Genomic DNA, 20325 nt, shown 5'->3' with positions numbered 1-20325 from the left:
AATCATTAGAACACAATTAATCATGAAAAACAATAAAACATACAATTGGAAGTCTCTTGAAGCAGGAATCAAAGCTGATCTAAAAAAAGAGCAAGAAAATATTATTTTAAATGACACACCATTTTATCCACTTGCATTTCATGCAAAAATGCCAGAAGATGTAGATTTTGATAATGGTCATCTTTCCTTTCGTTTCAAAGAGTTTAAATTAAACGGTCTTCAGAGTCTTAATGTAACCTCTACATCCTTTAAGGAATCCAAAAATCAAGTTCATATTCAAATGAGAATAGATGAAATGATACTGAAAGCTAAGTATGAAATTAATGGTAAGTATGCCAGTCAAATTACAATGGATACTGCTGGTAACATGAGAGAATTTGGAGAAGATTACTCACGAGAAGCAGGAGCTTCAGATAGTGGAGTAGAACCGCTTTCATCGACCGAGGTTGATGCAATGTTAACTCAAGCAAGAGACCAAAAAACACCAATTCAAGCTACGGTTCATGGACCAACATTAATGTCAACATATAATGAGCACAGTGAATCTTATAATTCTGCATTTGTAGTAAGTGATACACTAAGAAAGTTATGGGCGGCACAGGGGGTTACAACACAAATGTCAAGAGATACGCATGATGCTCTTAACAATAATACAATTGTAAACTCAAAGACAAAATTGTATGCAAACAACCTTCCGTTTAACAATAATGCAGGTACACAGCAGACAAATGTTGCATTTGCACTTCAGGTTATGTCGATTCAAGCAAAGAAAGAAGGAAACACCGCATTAGCAACCAAATATAGTGAAGCAGCATTAGCAGCTGCAAGTTTTAATAAAACAGTAAATAGTTTGGGGTCTGGTGATTCTGGAGCAGATCCAATGACTGGTGAACAAGTATTTAGTACACTAGATGATCATAATGCATCACATAAGAAGGTATCGAATTCAGAATTTAAAAACATGATAGATCAAGCAAATGATCAAGATAGTAAAGATGGTGGCGCAGATGAAGAAGCACGTAATAATGGCTGGAGAATTTTGAGAGGAGAGGAGCGAGCATTAATTAGGGAACGGTTGTTTCTTTTTGAAGAAGAAATGATGAAAATAAAAGGAGTTAAACCAGAATTATTATGGGAAGGGGATTGTTGGGCCGAACTTGGTGAAACCGAAGCATCAGTAACGTTGAGGTACGATGAAGAAAGAGCAGAATGGAAAACTAGTGAATCGAAGATAACACTTCCTGGCTTTGCAATAGAAATAGATGATTCTTTTTGGAAAGGAAAAACAGCAGATGTTGTTAGAGAACGTTTAACTAGTATTCATTTTGTAAAAAGTTTACTTCAGAGTAAGGTTAAACTAACCTTAGAAAAACTCGTACAGAAATCTGCTTTGCAGGCGATTACAGCGATTTAATAATTACCATAAATTAAGTTATACATTGGAAAACACTAAGTATGAAATCGATTTGCCTAGAGGGAGTGTGCTAGAAGCAGGAATCAATGGTAGATCCAACCCTTTAAACCGTATACTCGAAGAGTTACTAGATGGTGATATGATTCGTTTTGAAGAAACTTTGGAAACGGCATTAACACCACAATCGAAATATCTATCAGAGACAGAACGTCAAATCTATAAAAGAGGTAAAAAAATACGACCAATTATGCTCTTCTTATCTGCACGTATGCTACGAGGAGGAGAAGAATTGTCACACAAGATCATAAAAGCGGGTGTATCTCTCGAAATGCTTCATGTAGCTACTTTGATTCATGATGATATTATAGACGACGCCCTTGTACGAAGGGGGTTAACTTCTGTTAATGCTCAACGGGGTACTAATGCTGCAATATTGGTTGGAGATTTACAATTTGTTCAGGCCATCAGAACATTCACAGATGCTGTAGAAACAGATAGTGAAATGGGATTAGTAAAAATGGTTTTGGATACTGCATTTAATATTTGTGCTGGAGAATTGGATGAATTAGAAACAGATCCAGATTGGGATTTGATAACACTAAAACAGCGATATTTTGAAGTAATTGAAAGAAAAACAGCTATTATGTTTGGTTTGGCATGTGAGACAGGAATGGCTCTAGCCAAAAGTCGTACGGGAGAATCTCGAAGGTTAGGATTCTACGGACGCCGCGTAGGTAGAGCATTTCAGATTATGGATGATCTCTTTGATTTTTTACAAGATGAGAAAGATTCAGGAAAGCAATTAGGAATTGACTTGATACGACGACGGGTAACCTTACCAATTATTTATGCAATGGAAGAACTAGGAAGATCACATACCGTAAGCCGAATCATTAGAGGAGAAATCGCAGTTCCAGAAGATGTGAGTGCAGAAATAGAAGCAATAAAATCTACACAAGCTATTGAACGATCGTATGCCGATGCAAGACATGAAGCATTAGATGCATTGGAGTACCTAAAACACTTTAAAAAGAATAAATATAGAGATGCTTTAGAAGAAATAGCACTTTATACCATCGATAGAAAAATTTAAAACAATTTATTATGGCAGGTAATTCAAAATTATTTTCGTTTATATTTCTTACGGTAAAAGCTTCCGCAAATGATCCTAAATCGAAGAACTTTCTTCCCAAAATATTATCAAACATTCAAAGAGATGGGGAACCTCTTCTTCCTCTAAAAGAAGATAGTTGGACTGTAGGTAAATTGGGAGGCACAAGTGGATTAACAGTTGCAAAAAATATCGCTGACAAATATTTTCTTCTTAATGGAGATCCAGCAATCCCATATCCAAACGACCCAGAACCGTCCTTAGAATTAAAAGATGATAAAGGTGTTGATAAAGTTGTGATTGAAGGATTAGATAATGTTTTTGTTACTGGGTTTGATAATTATAATTATGATGAGGCAAGTGCAACAGTAACAGCAGATGTTAATATGCAGTTTAATTATTGGACAAGAAATCCAGAAGGGTTACAACCAGGACAGAAGGTAACACCACTTGCATTAAGTACACCTTTTATTCTAACGCAATACCTGTGTACTATAGATAACTTGGGGGATAAGAAATGTAAAGACCCGAATGCGAAACCAATTTCTATCGTTGGAAATGGAATATTTACAGCAAATATCACTCAATTAAATTTTGTTGCTTCTATAAAAATTGGAGTGAAACCAAAACGAGCTGGATTGGATGTGCAAGTAACAAAACTATCCTTGATTACAAGTGGTGCAGAGGCTCCCAAATTTATAGATGTAGACGCAAAATTGAGTAATATCTCTGACTATCAAGATCTAATTTCGGCATCTATTACTTCTTTTATGAGTGCACCAGAGGCTAGTGACGCTGTATTTACACAAATGCAGGCATCTCTTAACACTCCAACTAACATTGATGCGCTATCTAATACAATGACAGAACAATTTGCTAATTTCCTAGATACTCGTTTAGGTCCTGTTACTGGAGCGCTACCAAGTGATACAGGACAAAAGAGTACAAATAAAGTGGATCTGTATATATTTGATAGAATTCGTTATTCATTAAATAATCCAAGCAGTAGTTGGTATGTTCAAACATTATTAAAGAATTATAACAATCCATCATTAAACCCTTTTAAACCAGATGATCTTTCTATTGGGTCTTTTGAGATTTTTGCAGGATTCAAATTATCAAATGTAACCTTATCCAATGTTGTAGTTACTGGTTTTCCTAATGCAACCGCACCAGCAGATCAAATGCTTTTAACACCGCCAACTTTAAATATATTGGTTTTACTTGGTTCATTAGGTTCTGGTACTTCTGCTACCGCAGATTTTTCAGCATCATACACTGGTGGGATTTTAAAATTCGGAGTTACAATAACAGCTAAATCTGTTTCATTAACAAGTGTTGTTACTCCTAGTGGAGCTGACGCCAGTGAATTGGTAATAACTTTTGATTCAATTACATATAAGGTTCCAAATGTAAATGATATGCAGATCACTATATCTGACCAAACTGGTCTTGGTCCCGCAGTTCAAAAAGTATTGAATACTTCAGAAGTTCAAGATAAAATTGTTTCTGCGGTAAATGGTCAGTTCCAAAATCATCTTTCGGCTATAAGTAATGAGGTTACAAAACTTATTACAGCTTTACTTAATCAACAACTCGGAGCCAATAAAGAACTAGAAAATAGTCTTTAGATTTTTATAATAAGGTTTTCAAAATTCTAGTTCCTATTTGGAAGTAGGTTTAATGTATTACATAAAAAGAAAGAATTTTTATTGAAGTAATTTCTAACGATAGCTGGCATAGGGATAACTTAATATTTAACACGATTAGTATGGATAAACAAACTTGGATAGATATTGTCAAAAAATATAAGGGAGCATTTGTGGTCTGGGTAGATCAATCTTCAGATTCTTTATTAAAAGAGATCAATAGCAATGGTGTATGTGCAGCAATGGCTTTTGATTTTGTTACTGCCTTTCAAGTGGGAGCACCTGGTCCATTTAATTTTTTAAATGATATTCGTGATACATCAAAAGTGGATCCGACAACTAATAGAATTCCGGCAAAATATATAGAAATTCAATCAGCTTTGAAAGCAATGCTAGTACAATATAAACAGAATATGGCTCAGCTTATTGCTAATTACAAGGCGGCTGAATCAGCAAATAAACCTGAAGTTATGGCTTCTATCAGAACCTTAAAGAGTAATCGTATAAAACAACGGTTTGGACCAGGGATGGATGCTGTAAAAGAAATAAAAGATGCTGATGCCGACCTTGCGCCTATTGAGATTTTTGTGGATATGAATGATATTGTAGAAGATAAAGGACCGTCATATTTTTTTGTTGGAATGAGAAGGGATAACGGTACTGGGCACGCTATTGCCTTTGGTTTTCGACCAGATCTATCCGCGTCCTCTAATTTTCCAGGGATATTTCAATTCTTTGACGCTAATTTGGGGCAATTTACTTTTGGAACAGAAGAAAGGCTCAGTGATTTTTTTAGCGATGAGGTGTGGAATAAGATCTATAAAACTAGTGGTTATACAAAGTTTGAGGTAGTTTCTTTCACAGCTATAAAAGGTAGAAGTTAGACTCTATAAAGGATTAATTTTAAATAGATAATTGTCGTAAAAAGTAGTTTGGGACTAAAATAAATTATGGTATGGCGAATAAAACATCAGAAAATGTAGGGTTAAAGGAGGTGGTAGATAATCCAATCAGAACGTTGCTTCAAATTTCTAAAGATGGAACTATTCCTGGAAGAAAAGTTATAATTAATGGAACAACTTTATCATCGATAGATGAAAAAAAGGTTATTCCTGCTATTCTTCTTAAAGCATTTGATAATAAACCTATCGAGATTACTGATGCACAAGCAAATCAAGCTACTGATGGTACAGATGTCATTATTACAGGAATAAGTAGTTTTCGATTCAAAACTAATGGAGCCATTACAAAAACAACATTAACTATGGTTGATGGTAATGTACAAGCATTATTTGTATTTACGGTAATTGATGAAACTCCACCTGCCACTCCTTGGAAATTTTCTGATAGTTTTCCTGAACTACCAAAGATTATAGATGTGTCCAAACCAGGATCTGATCCATTTAGTCCTTTAGATTCATTGGTAATGACCAATGCACAATTTCTTGTATCTACCTATGAACAAACAGTAGATGACCAAGTCTTAATCATAGGTACGAATTTTCGTGCTGACATGGCACCTACCGAGATTTTAAGTGTTTTTGAAACTTTTATTTGGGGGCGTGGGGGTTTAAAATTACAGGGTACTATTAATGTTCCTGGTTCTACAGTAATTACACCAGCTCTAAAACCTTGGGAGTTTCCTTGGGATCCAAAAGGAACTGCACCTGGAATTAATTTAAAAGCCAGTTTTGCCGTAGCACCTTTCTTATTAGGTAATATGACTTTTGATGCAGATTATTTTAGAATGTATTCTGCTGCTACAGTAGAGTGGTTTGGAAAAAATAGTACCTATACTACAACAATAGCATATACAGGAATATTTGATATACCTAGTGCATCTTCTAAAATTGGGGTAACAGCAGTGACTCCACCAGGAACAAAAACAGCAAAATTAATTGCAAATTTTAAGGATTCTCCTATCGGAAATTTTGGTCAATTGATAGATATTCTTGGAATAAATAATGTACTTAGCTCTTTTCCTGATAGTATTCAAAATGGCAACCTAGGTGGATTAGGAATTCAAGGAGCAAGTGTGACAATTGGTTTTGATAAAAAATTAGATGTTCGAGCTGTTTCTGTAACTATAGGTATGCCAAAACTTAATTGGGATATATGGCCAGGACATTTTGAAGTAGCATCGGTCTCTGCAAAGTTAGATGTTCAAAATCCATTTGATTCAAAAACACGTGTTGTAAATATTTTGGTGAGAGGTAACCTTGAAATCGAAGGAGTACAAGTAAACATTGCTGCACAAAAAACAACAGGTTTTGTAATAATAGCTTCACTTCCTGATGGATTTAATGTACCATTGTCTCAACTAATGTCAACATACGCTCCAGGAATCCCACCTGTAAGTGATCTTTCAATTAATGCTTTAGAACTTATTGTGTCTCCAGGAAATTACTATTCCATAATGCTCATGATGGCACAACAACCCACACCTTGGGTTATTCCTCTCGGGGTTACTGAATTAAAGTTTAGTGACGTGGGGATGTTTTTGTTAAAACCAAAAACAGGAGATTTAAGTGGTAGTTTTTCTGGTACAGCACAAATAGCTGGGGTTACACTAAGTTCTCGTTACGACATACCTGGAGATGTTATCATTCGAGGAAACTTTCCAAGTGTAACACTTAGTGAAATAGTATCTTTTTTCATTCAGAAACAAATAAATGTACCAAAAGGCTTTGATCTTACTTTTACACAATCCTATGTTATACTCCAAAAGAAGGGAGCCGATTATAAAATGGAACTGGGAACGGTAGTAGACAAAATAGGAAGCTTAGCTTTTGTGCTTCAAAAAGGAGCTACAGGATGGGGTGTAGCGGCAGGATTACAAATCGAGTTGGATCAACTTGGTAATTTATCTGGTGGAGTAGGAGATAGTGTACAAGCATTTGCTTCCTGGTTTCCGTTTCAGACATTTACTTTAGCAGTTTCAACCTTAAAAGACCAATCATTTACCTTCCCTGGTTTTAAACAATTTAACCAAACAAGCTTAGGGAATTCTAAAATTACATTACCAGCAATTGCACAAGGAATTCAACCAGGGTTCTTTCTCTATACAAGTACTGTTTTTACCAAAAAAAACAAGATTCTAAGGGCGTTAATTGATATTTTAAAGATTCCTGAAGGAACAAAGTTAGATGCTTTCTTGGCATACCTTACAGAGAAAAAACAATTTCAACTTGGGATATCATTAACCACTTTTCTTACTCCAGTTAAAGATATAAACCAACGAACATGCACTGGGCAACTGGGGTACCAAAATACATGTTTAACAGGGACAATGATGATAATTGCAGGTGGATCTGATAGTTTTGCTTTTGGTCTTACCGCTTCACTTAAAACAATTCTTGATAGTACTAATCTTGAGTTTGATGTTGTACTAAGTGTAGTTGCTAATGGCGTATTTGTTTCTGGAACTTTGAAAGTAGAAAAACCTTTAAAAATAGGACCATTACAATTAGGAGGATTGGCAATTGAATTGGGTATTTCTTTTGAGGGGCTGCCAAGTTTTGGATTCTCAGGAGAATTAATGGTAGAAAATCTATTCGATAGTACTCTGGCGGTACTTATTAATACCTCTAACCCTTCAGAAAGTATGGTTGCTGGAGCTCTAAGTGATATTACTTTGGGTGATGTGGTGGATAAACTTGTTGGCGAGGCTAATGAAGAACTACCTACACCAATTAAATCTGTATTGGATGAGGTAGCTATTAAAGGAACTAAAGATGGTTCCTTTGAGGTTCCTAAAGGTTCCTCGGCAACTACTTTGGAAAATGCTTTAAACAATTTTGACGGAGAAGTAATTCAGAATGATTTTATAAATTATGGTAAGCAATCAAGTTTTCCCAGTACTAGTGAAGGTATGATGATCTTTAATGATTCAGAAAATGGAAAATGGTATATTACCGAAAAATCGGGATCAGGAGATAGTTCTACTATAACACATTGGCAATTAATAAAAAATTCTAAGGGAGTTATAAATGTTTCTAAAGAAGCACAACTTTACTTTGTTCCTTCTCCATCTGGTGTAAATATTGGAACATTTTTCTATCCTCAAGGAATGAAAATTAGTGGGCGTATTCAATTTCTCTTATTTAAGGTGGATGTAGATATAGATATTGAAATAAATAAAGGAATTAAGGTAGATGCTCAAATGGATAAAATAAGCCTCATTTCTGATAATTTCTTTAGTATAGGGGCAGAAGAAGGTTCGGGAGGACCACAAGTGTCTATTTCTACATTTACGCAGGAAAGTGCACCAGAAAAATTCAGGGAACCACATTTTTTTATCAATGGAAAGATGACTATTCTTGGAGCTGGTTATGGTATTTTTGTTGATATTAATAAAAGTGGAGCTAATTTTGAGGTTTCAGGTTCTTCTCTTGGTGGTTTTTTTGAAGGGATTCTTACTGGAAATTTCACCGCAAAGAAACTCAATATTGATGGCAAAGTTAATGTTGGAATTGGAGCAATTGATCTTGGGAAATTAGGAACTTGGAATATTAATACCGGGGTCTATGCCGAATCAGATATTTATGCAGATTTAGAGAATGGTACATTTGGAGCATTTTTTACAGCTGGTTTTGAATTGGGAGGAGATCATCACTCAATTGGAAAAATTAGCCTAGATGTCCATGTAGGTAAACTCTCTGATTTACCTTCTAAACTCTTTGAAGCAGTAAAAGATTTTCTTGTTAAACTTTTTACAGATCCAAAATATTGGGCAGAAATGGCAGCTAAAGTACTAGGGTGGGTAGAAGATCAAATAAAAGGAATTCTTCAAAACGTTTTCGGACTTTCGTCAAAAGAAGCTCAGGCAATCGTATCTGCAATTAGTGCTTTTTGTCCAATTGTAAATGCAGTCAATTTGCTTAGCTAAAGAAAATAAAATCGTAGTTACAACTTATGGTAAGAAATACATTTTAGAAATATGGTAACTATAATTGGTACTCGCAGTAAAATTCAAAAGAAATAATACGACATTATAAACGAGTATCCGTTAAAGATTTGATGAAACCAGATTAAAGAAAATTTACATTTGAAACATAAAAAAAGCAGTTACAAATATTTGTAACTGCTTGATTTTGTAGTAGCGAGAACGAGATTTGAACTCGTGACCTCCGGGTTATGAATCCGACGCTCTAACCAACTGAGCTACCTCGCCATATTCCTTGTTTTGTAATTACAAAACACTGTATTAAAGTGTATGTAAAAAGAACATTTTTGTTATCTGCTCTCAAGGAGGGTGCAAATATAAAAACAAAATGGAATGTCGCAAACAATAATGCATAAATAATTTTTTTTTCATTGTCCTTTTATAGTCGATAATTAATCTATATATTGGCTTACCAACAATTAATGATATGTCTGAAAAAACAAAATATGAACTTGAATTTGTGGTACAGTCTTCACCGCAACTATTATATCAATATATATCTACTCCATCTGGGCTTTCAGAGTGGTTTGCGGATAATGTAAATTCGAGAGGAGAGTTGTTTACTTTTATCTGGGATGACTCTGAAGAAGAGGCAAAACTATTAAGTAGAAAGAGCGGTGAACGAATCAAATTTAGATGGGTAGAAGATGAAGAAGAAGGAAATGATTATTTCTTCGAAATCCGTATACAAGTGGATGAAATAACCAAAGATGTTTCTCTTATGATAACAGATTATTCTGATGATGATGAGATGGATGAAAACAAAATGTTATGGGATAATATGATAGGTAACCTTAAACATGTTTTGGGCTCGGCTTAAATCTTCTTTTTTTTTATAAATTTTATCACCCATAGAGTTAAATTTATGGGACTTTTTTTTATGATTAATATTAATGGAAATTTGGTGGAAGATAATAAAGCAACACTAGCGATTAATAATAGGGGTTATACCTATGGTGATGCTTTATTTGAGACCATTAGAGTAAATTCGGGAACAATTTTGTTTTGGGAAGATCATTATTTTAGACTAATGGCTTCTATGCGAATTCTTAGGATGCAAATTCCTATGCAATTTACCCCAGAGTTTTTGGAACAGGAAATTATCGATATTGTTACAGAAAATGGATTACTTAATTCTTCTGTAAGAGTTAAAATAATAGTTAATAGGTCGTCAGGAGGGTTGTATACCCCTTCTTCTCATGATATAGATTATACTATATCAGTTACCAAAATAGAATCTACTTTTTATACGATTTCTGATCAGGAGTATGAAATTACACTTTTTAAAGATCACTATGTGGCAAAAGACCTTCTATCAACTCTTAAATCCAATAATAAGCTAGTAAATATTTTAGGAGGGATTTTTGCTAAAGAAAATGGTTTTGATAATTGTGTATTGATGAATTCTGATAAGATGGTAATCGAAGCTCTTAATGGGAATTTATTTTTGGTAAAAGGTGATGTTATAAAAACACCACCTATATCAGATGGGTGCTTAAAAGGAATTTTACGAACTCAATTATTACGCATACTCGAAAAATTACCGGATTATAAAGTGGAAGAAGGTTCAATTTCTCCTTTTGAGTTACAAAAAGCAGATGAATTGTTTATTACTAATGTTATAACCGGAATTCGACCCGTTACCAAGTTTAGGAAAAAGAATTATACCTCTAAAACAAGTAAAAGATTACTTGGTATACTAAATAGCAGGATTAGATTAGGAGGTTAATTATAAGTGGGATCTTCTGGAGCATTAGACCATAGTAGATATTCTCCTCCTAGTTCGATCATTTTCTCTTTCCAGAAGGTGTCATACGACTTTCCAAAAATATTCTTTTTGTAATTATTCTCTACAATAACCCAAGAGTTAGCTTCAAGTTCTTGATTAAGCTGTTTTGAATCCCAACCAGAATATCCAAGAAAGAATCTGATTTCGCTAGGTGTAATTTTGTCATCAGCAATAAGCCTGGATACTATGGTAAAGTCGCCACCCCAATAGATTCCTCCGGATATCTCTACGCTATTAGGAATTAGATCAGGTACTTTGTGTATAAAATAGAGGTTATCCTGCTCTACCGGACCACCATTATATATTTTAAATTCTACTTCTATTTCGGGAACCAGATCTGCAAGAAAATATTCAAGAGGTTTATTCATTATAAAACCAATAGAGCCTTGGTCACTATGATCCGCCAAAAGAACTACCGAACGATTAAAAGAGACGTCTCCAATAATGGATGGTTCAGCGATTAATAAATGTCCTTTCGAGGGTTGAAGTGATATCATATTAACTATTTTGGTTATCTTAAATCTAAATAAATATTTCTAAAAATCAAAGTAGTTCATTGTTTTTTGTAGAAAAAGCATAAAAAAAAGCCTCCGGTATTTGGAGGCTCTTAAATAATATCGGAAACGAACTGATTAGTTTACTGAACTTGATAAATCAGCACCAGCCTTAAACTTAACAACGTTTTTAGCAGCGATTTTAATAGTCTTACCAGTTTGAGGGTTTCTACCTTCTCTTGCAGCTCTTTGAGAAACTGACCAAGATCCGAATCCAACTAAAGAAACACGTCCTCCTTTTTTAAGAGTACCTTCAACGTTTCCTAAGAAAGATTCTAAGGCTTTTTTAGCCGCTGCTTTAGTAATTCCAGCGTCAGCTGCCATTGCATCGATTAATTCTGTTTTGTTCATAATTCTGTTTTTAAATTAATTGTTGGTTAAACCAATCTTTTATGTTAAACGCTTTACAAATTTATACGGATTTATGATTCATGCAAGGATTAGCCCAGTAAATACAGGGATTTGTTGATAACTCAAGGTGATTGTTAATAACCATAGTTGTTTATATCGATTTTCATACCCTAGTCGCACCCTAGACTTAACTCATTTTTGCATCTCTATAAAAAACATAGCCATTTAATAGTGCTTTAGACTCCATCGCTTTTTTTCCGGGAAGTTGTAGTTTATTGAGAAGTATATATCCACTTTTTACAGCAACTTTTATGATAGAATCCTCAATAATAACTTTACCAGTCTCATGGTTGTGAGCTTCTATAATAGATTTGGCATCATATATTTTTATATTTTCTGATATACCTTTATTGTATAATTGACACCAAGCAGAAGGGTAAGGACTTAGTCCTCTTATAAGATTGTGAATAGTATTAATGTCTTCTTCCCAATTGATTTTAGTGTTTTCACGATTTAATTTGTAGGCTGTTTTAAATGTATCCTCTTTGGGTTGAGGTTTTACGGTTACCGAATCATTTTCTATAGCCTTTATAGTATCAATTACCAGTTTTCCTCCTTGTACCATAAGCTTGTCATGCAAAATACCGGCAGTATCATCACTATCTATTGTTACCTCTTTTTGAAATATAACATGACCTGTATCTATTTTTTCATCTATAAAAAAAGTAGTAATCCCTGTTTTTTGTTCACCATTAATGATTGCCCAATTAATTGGTGCTGCTCCACGATAATCTGGCAGAAGTGAAGCATGTAGATTGAAAGTACCGTATTCTGGCATATTCCAAACTACTTTGGGGAGCATTCTAAACGCTACAACTATATTAAGGTTTGCTTTTAGTAAAGATAATTCTTCAATAAAACTGTCATCTTTTAGATTAGTGGGTTGCAGAACCTTTAGATTTTTAGTAATAGCATACTCTTTTACAGCAGAAGCTCTAAGTTTTCTTCCTCTACCTGCTGGTCTATCGGGAGCCGTAATAACCCCAACTACATTATACCTATGCTCTATGATGGCTTTTAAGGTCTCGACAGCAAAATCTGGAGTCCCCATAAACAGAATTCGTAAATCTCTCATTATTTTTATACTAATTGGTAGTTATTATCGTAGTTGATTTTTATGATTTGATGTTCATTCATTTCCCGTAATACATTAAGAACTAATTTTTCAGGATAAGTAAGTTCGGCTAGTAAATCTCTTGAAGATAAGTTTTTTCTTTTTAAAAGTGAGATGATATCCTCTTGTATTTTATTAAGATCAGTAGGTGTAGTGTTACTTTTTTGAGTAATGCAAAAGGTACAGATACCACAATCTTGCGTATTTTCCTCTCCAAAATAATGCAGCAATTGCCTGCTTCTACATTCAGTAATGTTTTCTGTAAATTTTAAGATAGCTTCTACTTTTTTAATTTTTGAAGTGTTTTGTTCTATTAGATGATGTTTAATTCTATTGATAGTGTGGTCATCTTCTCTGGGGAGTAAAAAGATAATTTCTGCATCAGAAATTTTATGATCAAATTTTAATAATTCGGCTTCTTCTAATTTACGAAGTACTTGGATTATTTTTGAATCTGGGGTGTTTATTTTAGAAGCAATCATTGGTATATTGATAGGTACTTCTTCATCAAAGATCCCACCATACGTTCTTAGGATGGCTTTGGTAATCAATTCATATTCTTTGTTGTCGTCTAAAAAATCCAAAAGATGGTTTCCGGTTGTTAAAACATGCAGTTTACTTTTTTTAGTAAATCGTTTCATAAACCTAATGACACCACAACGATCTAGAAATAGAAATACATTATAGGTAATTAATGTATTAAGATTATAAGTTTTACAAAATGTATTAAATTCAAAATTATGGACGGTTTGTTCTCCCTCGCCATATGATATTCTAAAGTAATTGCATAGTTTTCGATAAACTAGTTTTACTGTATCAATGTCGGGTAATACTTTTATGAATTGGTTGTGAAGTCTTTGGTTGTCGTTTTTATTCTTTAAGAGAAAAGCATAGGATGTCTTAGTATCGCGACCTGCTCTACCTGCTTCTTGAAAGTAACTTTCTATACTTTCTGGAATTGTGTAGTGAATAACAGTGCGAACATTAGGTTTATCTATACCCATCCCAAAGGCATTGGTAGCAACCATAACTCTTACTTCTTCTTTCAGCCATTGCTTAAATCGTTTTGTCTTGCTTTCAGAATCAACCCCTCCATGGTAATAGGTAGCAGAATACCCACTAGCATTTAGAAAATCACTTAGCTCAACAGCAGATTTTCTATTACGCACATAAACAATAGAGGTGCCAGAGTGTGCACTCAGAATTTGAGTAAGCTTATACTTTTTATCTACGACATTTTCAATCATATATCCCAGATTAGCTCTGAAAAACGATTGTTTAAAAATTTTGGGTTGAAATAGATCCAGTTCTACAATAATATCATTTACAACCTCTGAAGTAGCTGATGCTGTCAGAGCAATCATGGGTACAGAAGGGTGCAGTTTCCTTAAGATTTCTATTTTTTTATAAGAAGGTCTGAAATCATTTCCCCATTGCGAAATACAATGCGCCTCATCTACAGCAATAAGATTAATGTTCATTTGCTTTAATCGCTCCTGTACAATATCTTGTTGAAGTCGCTCTGGAGAAAGATATAAAAACTTGTAATTGCCATAAATACAATTATCCAGCAAAGTATCTAATTCAGCATATTTGATACCACTTGGCAACGCGATTGCTTTAATGCCTTTTTGGTGTAAGTTTTTTACCTGATCTTGCATTAGGGCAACCAAAGGAGAAATAACAATGCAGATACCATCCATTAGCAAAGCGGGTATCTGAAAACAAATTGATTTGCCTCCTCCCGTAGGCAACAAAGCAAAAGTATCCTCATTCTTAAGTACAGAAGAGATGATCTCTTCTTGCATGGGCTTAAAACTAGAATGCTTCCAGTAGTGTTGTAATATTTTTACAGGAGGTTTTATCAAATTATTTTATGTTTTTTATAATAAAATCATAGCGTTCCTCTATGCTGCCAAAAGGAACCTCAAAACAATTATATCCAAATTGACGATAAATATCTAAGAGAGAATGATGTATTTCTGTTGCTTGCTCATAACTTTCATAACGCTCACCATCAGAGATGTAAATTTCTTTCCATGGAGGTAATAAAAATACTTGATCATAAATATGTTTTTTGCAAGCATTTATAAAATAATCATCTATGGGCTGATCAAAATAGTTCATATATGCCAATACATCAGGAATGCCTCTGTCATAAAACAAAAGATGATCATTTTGAGACGCTCCTTCTTCGAATTGATCAATTCTTCCGTTCAGAATTTGTAAATTAAAATGATACGGATCAGATACAGAAACTATAGGGTTAGAAACAATTGTAGTAGAATCATTACTCTTTAATGCTTCCTGAGTCATACTACGTATAATTTCATGAAAACAGAAAAAATTACCCTCTTCCAATTTATTAATTATAGAGGTTTTGCCTGTTCCCGGTCCCCCGGTGATTAGAATTCTTTTACTTATCAAAAGATTAGTTTTGTTGCAAATTTCGTAATTATTAAAGGATTTTAAAAAGAAGTCGTTTAAAGTTTTCTATTCCAAAATACAAAAACGGTATAATATTAGATGCTTTAACCTTGTAGATTTCTAATATTCAAAAACTGTCTGGACCCAAAAAGGCAACTAATTTCTATCAAAAACATTAATTCTTAGATAAAATACAAATAGTGCGGTTTTAGCAGTATGTCGAGGTAAATATTCAATTTGTAGTGGCATATTGGTCGCTTAGCAAAAAGATTTTAATAGAGAAATTGGATTTGCTTATTTTAGGAAGAGTATTGTGTTTTACGGGGATATAAGAATATCACAATATAAAAACTAACAGTGGCTATTGCCGAAAAAGTAGAAGAGATACATCCTATTTGGATTAACTATCTAAAATTGTAATGATCTGTTAAAGTTGAATCAACGAAGTGAATTTTTAGTAACTTCATTAGCAATTTACTCTCTTTTGCTTTATTTAGATTAGTTAAAAATAAATCTTAAAATTAAACTCATGCCTGTTTATAATTTAAAAATTAACGGTCAATCTCACAGTGTTGAGGCTGATAAAGACACTCCTCTTTTGTGGGTGTTGCGAGATCATTTGGATATGGTAGGAACCAAGTATGGTTGTGGTGTCGGTCAATGTGGAGCTTGTACTATACATATCGATGGTACCGCTACAAGAAGTTGTTTACTTCCAGTTTCTACAGCTCAAGATATGGAGATTACGACCATTGAAGGATTATCTGAAGATACTATACATCCTGTTCAGGAAGCATGGAAAGAAATTGATGTACCGCAATGTGGCTATTGTCAGGCTGGGCAAATGATGTCTGCCGCCGCATTCCTAAAAGAAAATGCAAATCCTAATAAATCAGAAATTAGAGATGCCATGAGTGGTAATATATGCAGATGTGCATCGTATAATAGAATAGAAAAGGCTGTAGAACTTGCTGCCAGTAAAATGAGTTAACCCTTTTAAATTTTAAACAGATGAAAAATAGTATCTCTCCTTCAGTAAGTAGAAGGTCTTTTTTAAAAACATCAGCTTTAGCTGGTGGCGGAATGCTAATTGGGTTTAACTTATTTCAAGCATGTAAACCCGAGGTGGCACCTCCGGTTGATATTTCTAAATTAAATTTTAATGACTTCAATGCATTTATTAAAATAGCAGATAATGGGATGGTAACTATCTTTTCACCAAATCCAGAAATTGGGCAGGGAGTTAAGACGTCAATGCCAATGCTTATTGCAGAAGAGTTAGATGTGTCTTGGGATAATGTGCATGTAGCGCAAGGAGCCTTGGATACCAAAAACTTTACCAGACAAGTTGCCGGTGGAAGCCAATCTCTTAGATTTGGCTGGGAGCCTCTGCGACAAACTGGTGCTACAGCCAGACAAATGCTAATTAATGCTGCCGCAGCCAAATGGGGTGTAGATGCCTCAGAATGCAAAACAGAAAACGGAGTAATTACTAATTCTAATGGAGAAACATTGGGGTATGGAGAAGTGGTTAAAGCAGCAGCAGCTTTAGAAGTACCAGAGAATGTAGTATTAAAGGATCCAAAAGATTTTAAAATTATAGGAAAAGATATTCCGAATGTAGATATTGATAATATTCTGGAAGGAAAATCACTATATGGAATGGATTATAAAGAAGAAGGAATGGTGTATGCCTCGGTATTACGACCTCCTGCTTTTGGTAAAAAATTAGTTGATTTTGATGATGCAGCTACTAAAGCAATTTCTGGAGTATATGATGTAGTCAAGTTTGGAGATAAAATTGCCGTTTTAGCAAAAGATACCTGGACAGCAATGAAAGGTAAAAATGCTTTAAAAGCAAACTGGAGTACTGATTCGAAATTAGAAAGTACCGAAGAGCATGATAAACTGCTTACAGACCTTCTTAATGGTAAAGAGTTTGATACCCTAAGATCGGATGGTGATGTGAAAAAAGCTTTTGCCGAAGCAGATCAGGTAATAGAAAGAACATATGAGTCTCCTTTTTTACCTCATAATTGTATGGAACCCATGAACTTCTTTGCAGATGTTACCGAAGAAAAAGTACGCTTGGTAGGACCAATACAGACTCCTGCAGGTACAGCACGTTGGATAGCCAAAGAATTAGATCGTGATCCTGAAGACGTCTCTGTAGAAATGACTAGAATGGGAGGTGGTTTTGGAAGACGACTTTATGGTGATTTTGCTATGGAAGCTGCACAAGTATCAAAAATAGCCAAAAAACCGGTTAAAGTTGTGTTTTCTAGAGAAGATGATATGTCTGCTGGAATATATCGACCTGCAATAAAGTATAAGATAGGAGCATCGATTAAAGAAGGTAAAATAACAGGGTATCATCTTAAGGAAGCTTCAATAAACTCAAATATGTATGGTCTTATCCCTAATTTTTTTCCGGCGGGAGCAGTAGAAAATTACCAGGTTGATGTAGCCAAATATAGCAGTAAGATTACTACAGGAGCATGGAGAGCCCCATATACAAACTTTTTATCGTTTGCAGAACAAAGCTTTTTTGATGAGCTGGCAGAAATATTAGAAATTGATCGTATCCAGTTGCGTTTGGATTTACTTCAAAAAGTAAAAGGAACCACAGATGATAGAATCGAATATTCTCCAGAAAGGTTAGAGAAAGTGATTAAAGTGGCGGTTGATAAATCAGGATGGGGAAAAGAAAAAGAAGGGGTTTATCAAGGGTTTAGTGCGTATTATTGCCATAACACTCATGTAGCAGAGGTAGCAGATGTAGTGTTAGAAAATGATATTCCTGTGGTTAAAAAAGTGACCTGTGTGGTGGATTGTGGAATAGTAGTAAACCCATTGGGAGCCAAAAATCAAATTGAAGGAGGTGTAATTGATGGTGTTGGTCATGCTATGTATGGAGACTTTTCGTTTAAAGAAGGAGTGCCACAAGATAAAAATTTTGATACATATCGTTTGATACGTATCAATGAAACTCCAGTAGTAGAAACGCATTTTGTAGAAAGTGATATTGCTCCTACAGGTTTAGGAGAACCTACATTACCACCAGCGGGAGCAGCAGTTGCAAATGCAATTAAAGCAGCCAAAGGGATACGTATTTATAAACAACCGTTTATTAAAAATATGAATGCCAAAGCTCCACTTGGATAATACTTTTATGACTCACGAATTTATAGAAATAATAGAATCCTATTCTAAAGCAAAACAGCAGGGAATCCCTGCTGTTATTGCTACCGTAGTGGATGTTGAAGGTTCTTCTTATAGAAGACCTGGAGTTGGTATGCTAATACTTCAAAATGGAAAAATGACAGGTGCCGTTAGCGGAGGTTGCGTAGAAAAAGAAGTATTACGCCAAGCGCAATCCGTATTTCAATCGGGAAAACCAAAAATGATGACCTATGATGGTAAATATCGATTGGGATGTGAAGGGCTATTGTATATTTTGATAGAAACATTCGATATTAGTAAAACTATAATAGAAACAATAAGAGATTATCTGAAATCTAGAACAACTTTCACAATTGTATCTGTATTTTCTAAAACGGAGACAGATATTTCGTCTATGGGCTCTATAGTACAATTTAATAAAGAAAAGACATTTTCTTTTTCAGATAATGTCGTGCAAGATGAATCTCTCAATAACTTTAGACGAGAAATACAACCGTGTTTTAGGTTAGTGATAATAGGAATAGAACATGATGCCGTACAGCTATGTAAATTAGCCACGGCAACGGGATGGGAAGTAATTATAATAGGTTCACCCAGTAGCCCTAAACAATTAGAAGATTTTCCGGGAGCAAAAAATATAATTCATAGCATACCAGAAAATTTGAATATAGACAATGTAGATAATCAAACAGCAATTGTTCTAATGACACATAATTTTGCCAAGGATCTATTATATCTTCAAGCAATAAAAGAGGTTAGACCTGCCTATATTGGTCTTTTAGGACCTGCACGTCGTCGAGAAAAGCTACTTTCTGCCTTTATAGAATATTTCCCAGAGGTTTCAGATACTTTTTTGGATGCAATACATGGTCCTGCAGGATTAAACTTGGGAGCAGAAACCCCACAAGAAATTGCTATCTCAGTTATTGCAGAAATTTTGTCGGTAATAAGAGGGCAAAATCCAATACCATTACAAGAAAAAATAGGAGCTATTCATGATGATCCTAAAAGGAAAGAGTTAGATGTCGTTAAAGTCAAATCCTGAAATAGCACATCTCATTTTGGCAGCTGGATCCTCCAGTAGAATGGGCGAACCAAAGCAATTGTTACCTTGGGGTGATACAAATTTGATAGGACATTCTATACAACAAAGTCTATTGTTAAAAAACACATCGATTCACGTAGTTTTGGGGGCAAATTATAATGCTATTTATAACAAGATTAAGCATTTTCCTATCCAAATACTTGAAAATGTAGATTGGGAATCGGGAATGGGAACTTCCATACAATATGGAATACAGTGGATACAACAAGACAATTTGTCGTATGATGCTGTCTTAATTTCATTAATAGATCAACCATTGTTAGGTAGTATTCATTTTGAAGCATTAAAAGAGTTGTTTAACAAAAACACTAATAGAATTGTCGCAACAGATCTTGGAGAGGGCGTTATCGGTGTACCGGCAATAATCCCTGCAATATTTTTTGATGAATTGAGTGGATTACAGGCTGATCATGGGGCTAGATATGTTATCAAAAAAAATATAGATAATGTAAAAACGGTATTAGCAAGCACCAGAGGTGTAGATATCGATACAATAGCAGAATACAAAAATGTAATAAAACGCTATTTTCTTCCAAAAACAACTAATAAAAACACCGATCTTTGTTCTGATAAAAAATAAAAAGTAACCTATTATCTTTGGTCTAAATTTTGCAGGAATAGAT

At 34.4% G+C, this 20325-nt stretch carries 16 protein-coding genes and 1 tRNA gene; 11 read left to right on the top strand and 6 right to left on the bottom strand.

What is annotated here, in order from left to right:
• Window positions 1-22 precede the first annotated feature (22 nt).
• The 5 genes from C1X07_RS03875 (at window position 23) to C1X07_RS03855 (ending at window position 9062) form a co-directional block, all read left to right on the top strand.
• Window positions 23-1414 carry a hypothetical protein gene (locus C1X07_RS03875; RefSeq protein ID WP_103068631.1) on the top strand — a complete coding sequence of 464 codons (1392 nt, stop codon included), beginning with the start codon at window positions 23-25 and terminating at the stop codon, window positions 1412-1414.
• Between the two features lie 25 nt (window positions 1415-1439).
• On the top strand, window positions 1440-2507 hold the full coding sequence (locus C1X07_RS03870) for a polyprenyl synthetase family protein (RefSeq protein ID WP_103068630.1): 1068 nt from the start codon (window positions 1440-1442) through the stop codon (window positions 2505-2507).
• Window positions 2508-2518: 11 nt separating this feature from the next.
• On the top strand, window positions 2519-4156 hold the full coding sequence (locus C1X07_RS03865) for a hypothetical protein (RefSeq protein WP_103068629.1): 1638 nt from the start codon (window positions 2519-2521) through the stop codon (window positions 4154-4156).
• 140 nt (window positions 4157-4296) lie between these two features.
• Window positions 4297-5058, top strand: a complete 762-nt coding sequence (locus tag C1X07_RS03860) for a YopT-type cysteine protease domain-containing protein (RefSeq protein WP_103068628.1) — start codon at window positions 4297-4299, stop codon at window positions 5056-5058.
• Between the two features lie 71 nt (window positions 5059-5129).
• Window positions 5130-9062: a hypothetical protein gene (locus C1X07_RS03855; protein ID WP_103068627.1), complete on the top strand. Its 3933-nt coding sequence runs from the start codon at window positions 5130-5132 to the stop codon at window positions 9060-9062.
• 211 nt (window positions 9063-9273) lie between these two features.
• Here C1X07_RS03855 and C1X07_RS03850 read toward each other — a convergent pair.
• Window positions 9274-9347, bottom strand: a tRNA-Met gene (locus C1X07_RS03850).
• 199 nt (window positions 9348-9546) lie between these two features.
• On the opposite strand from C1X07_RS03850, the gene C1X07_RS03845 reads away from it, so the two are divergent.
• Window positions 9547-9939, top strand: a complete 393-nt coding sequence (locus C1X07_RS03845; RefSeq protein WP_103068626.1) for an START-like domain-containing protein — start codon at window positions 9547-9549, stop codon at window positions 9937-9939.
• A gap of 60 nt (window positions 9940-9999) precedes the next feature.
• The gene (locus C1X07_RS03840) at window positions 10000-10848 is read left to right on the top strand and encodes an aminotransferase class IV (RefSeq protein ID WP_103068800.1); all 849 of its coding nucleotides are present in this window, start codon (window positions 10000-10002) and stop codon (window positions 10846-10848) included.
• On the opposite strand, the gene C1X07_RS03835 is transcribed toward C1X07_RS03840, so the two are convergent.
• From C1X07_RS03835 to C1X07_RS03815, 5 genes are all read right to left on the bottom strand, one after another.
• Complete coding sequence (locus tag C1X07_RS03835) at window positions 10845-11405, bottom strand: YqgE/AlgH family protein (RefSeq protein ID WP_103068625.1); 561 nt, start codon at window positions 11403-11405, stop codon at window positions 10845-10847. The genes C1X07_RS03840 and C1X07_RS03835 overlap by 4 nt on opposite strands.
• 135 nt (window positions 11406-11540) lie before the next feature.
• On the bottom strand, window positions 11541-11813 hold the full coding sequence (locus tag C1X07_RS03830) for an HU family DNA-binding protein (RefSeq protein ID WP_103068624.1): 273 nt from the start codon (window positions 11811-11813) through the stop codon (window positions 11541-11543).
• Window positions 11814-12000: 187 nt separating this feature from the next.
• Window positions 12001-12948 (bottom strand): methionyl-tRNA formyltransferase, encoded by a 948-nt coding sequence (gene fmt / locus C1X07_RS03825; protein ID WP_103068623.1) that lies wholly within the window; start codon window positions 12946-12948, stop codon window positions 12001-12003.
• A 5-nt stretch (window positions 12949-12953) separates the two neighbouring features.
• Complete coding sequence (locus C1X07_RS03820) at window positions 12954-14855, bottom strand: RecQ family ATP-dependent DNA helicase (protein ID WP_317046066.1); 1902 nt, start codon at window positions 14853-14855, stop codon at window positions 12954-12956.
• Between the two features lies 1 nt (window position 14856).
• A complete protein-coding gene (locus tag C1X07_RS03815) occupies window positions 14857-15414 on the bottom strand; it encodes an AAA family ATPase (RefSeq protein WP_103068622.1) in 558 nt (185 codons plus the stop codon).
• Between the two features lie 529 nt (window positions 15415-15943).
• Between C1X07_RS03815 and C1X07_RS03810 the strand changes: the two genes are divergently transcribed.
• The 4 genes from C1X07_RS03810 to C1X07_RS03795 are packed head-to-tail and all read left to right on the top strand — an operon-like array spanning window position 15944 to window position 20282.
• Entirely contained in the window at window positions 15944-16405 is a 462-nt protein-coding gene (locus C1X07_RS03810; RefSeq protein ID WP_103068621.1) for a (2Fe-2S)-binding protein, read from the top strand.
• Window positions 16406-16425: 20 nt separating this feature from the next.
• Window positions 16426-18579, top strand: coding sequence for a molybdopterin cofactor-binding domain-containing protein (locus tag C1X07_RS03805; protein WP_103068620.1), 2154 nt, complete (start codon window positions 16426-16428; stop codon window positions 18577-18579).
• Complete coding sequence (locus tag C1X07_RS03800; protein ID WP_241507182.1) at window positions 18557-19642, top strand: XdhC family protein; 1086 nt, start codon at window positions 18557-18559, stop codon at window positions 19640-19642. Before C1X07_RS03805 ends, C1X07_RS03800 begins: the two co-directional genes overlap by 23 nt.
• The gene (locus C1X07_RS03795) at window positions 19620-20282 is read left to right on the top strand and encodes a nucleotidyltransferase family protein (RefSeq protein WP_103068619.1); all 663 of its coding nucleotides are present in this window, start codon (window positions 19620-19622) and stop codon (window positions 20280-20282) included. The genes C1X07_RS03800 and C1X07_RS03795 overlap by 23 nt, the downstream gene beginning before the upstream one ends.
• The last annotated feature ends 43 nt before the right edge of the window (window positions 20283-20325 follow it).

The sequence above is a fragment of the Aquimarina sediminis genome (assembly GCF_002895435.1).
Lineage (GTDB): Bacteria > Bacteroidota > Bacteroidia > Flavobacteriales > Flavobacteriaceae > Aquimarina > Aquimarina sediminis.
Note: the sequence above shows the minus strand (reverse complement) of the source record. Positions and strands in the feature narration are given on the sequence as shown.

Bases quoted from the DNA above. Each gene is read 5' to 3' on its own strand.
- C1X07_RS03875 (WP_103068631.1), top strand. From the start codon at position 23: ATGAAAAACAATAAAACATACAATTGGAAGTCTCTTGAAGCAGGAATC.
- C1X07_RS03865 (WP_103068629.1), top strand. From the start codon at position 2,519: ATGGCAGGTAATTCAAAATTATTTTCGTTTATATTTCTTACGGTAAAA.
- C1X07_RS03860 (WP_103068628.1), top strand. From the start codon at position 4,297: ATGGATAAACAAACTTGGATAGATATTGTCAAAAAATATAAGGGAGCA.
- C1X07_RS03855 (WP_103068627.1), top strand. From the start codon at position 5,130: ATGGCGAATAAAACATCAGAAAATGTAGGGTTAAAGGAGGTGGTAGAT.
- C1X07_RS03845 (WP_103068626.1), top strand. From the start codon at position 9,547: ATGTCTGAAAAAACAAAATATGAACTTGAATTTGTGGTACAGTCTTCA.
- C1X07_RS03840 (WP_103068800.1), top strand. From the start codon at position 10,000: ATGATTAATATTAATGGAAATTTGGTGGAAGATAATAAAGCAACACTA.
- C1X07_RS03835 (WP_103068625.1), bottom strand. From the start codon at position 11,405: ATGATATCACTTCAACCCTCGAAAGGACATTTATTAATCGCTGAACCA.
- C1X07_RS03830 (WP_103068624.1), bottom strand. From the start codon at position 11,813: ATGAACAAAACAGAATTAATCGATGCAATGGCAGCTGACGCTGGAATT.
- fmt (WP_103068623.1), bottom strand. From the start codon at position 12,948: ATGAGAGATTTACGAATTCTGTTTATGGGGACTCCAGATTTTGCTGTC.
- C1X07_RS03810 (WP_103068621.1), top strand. From the start codon at position 15,944: ATGCCTGTTTATAATTTAAAAATTAACGGTCAATCTCACAGTGTTGAG.
- C1X07_RS03805 (WP_103068620.1), top strand. From the start codon at position 16,426: ATGAAAAATAGTATCTCTCCTTCAGTAAGTAGAAGGTCTTTTTTAAAA.
- C1X07_RS03800 (WP_241507182.1), top strand. From the start codon at position 18,557: ATGCCAAAGCTCCACTTGGATAATACTTTTATGACTCACGAATTTATA.
- C1X07_RS03795 (WP_103068619.1), top strand. From the start codon at position 19,620: ATGTCGTTAAAGTCAAATCCTGAAATAGCACATCTCATTTTGGCAGCT.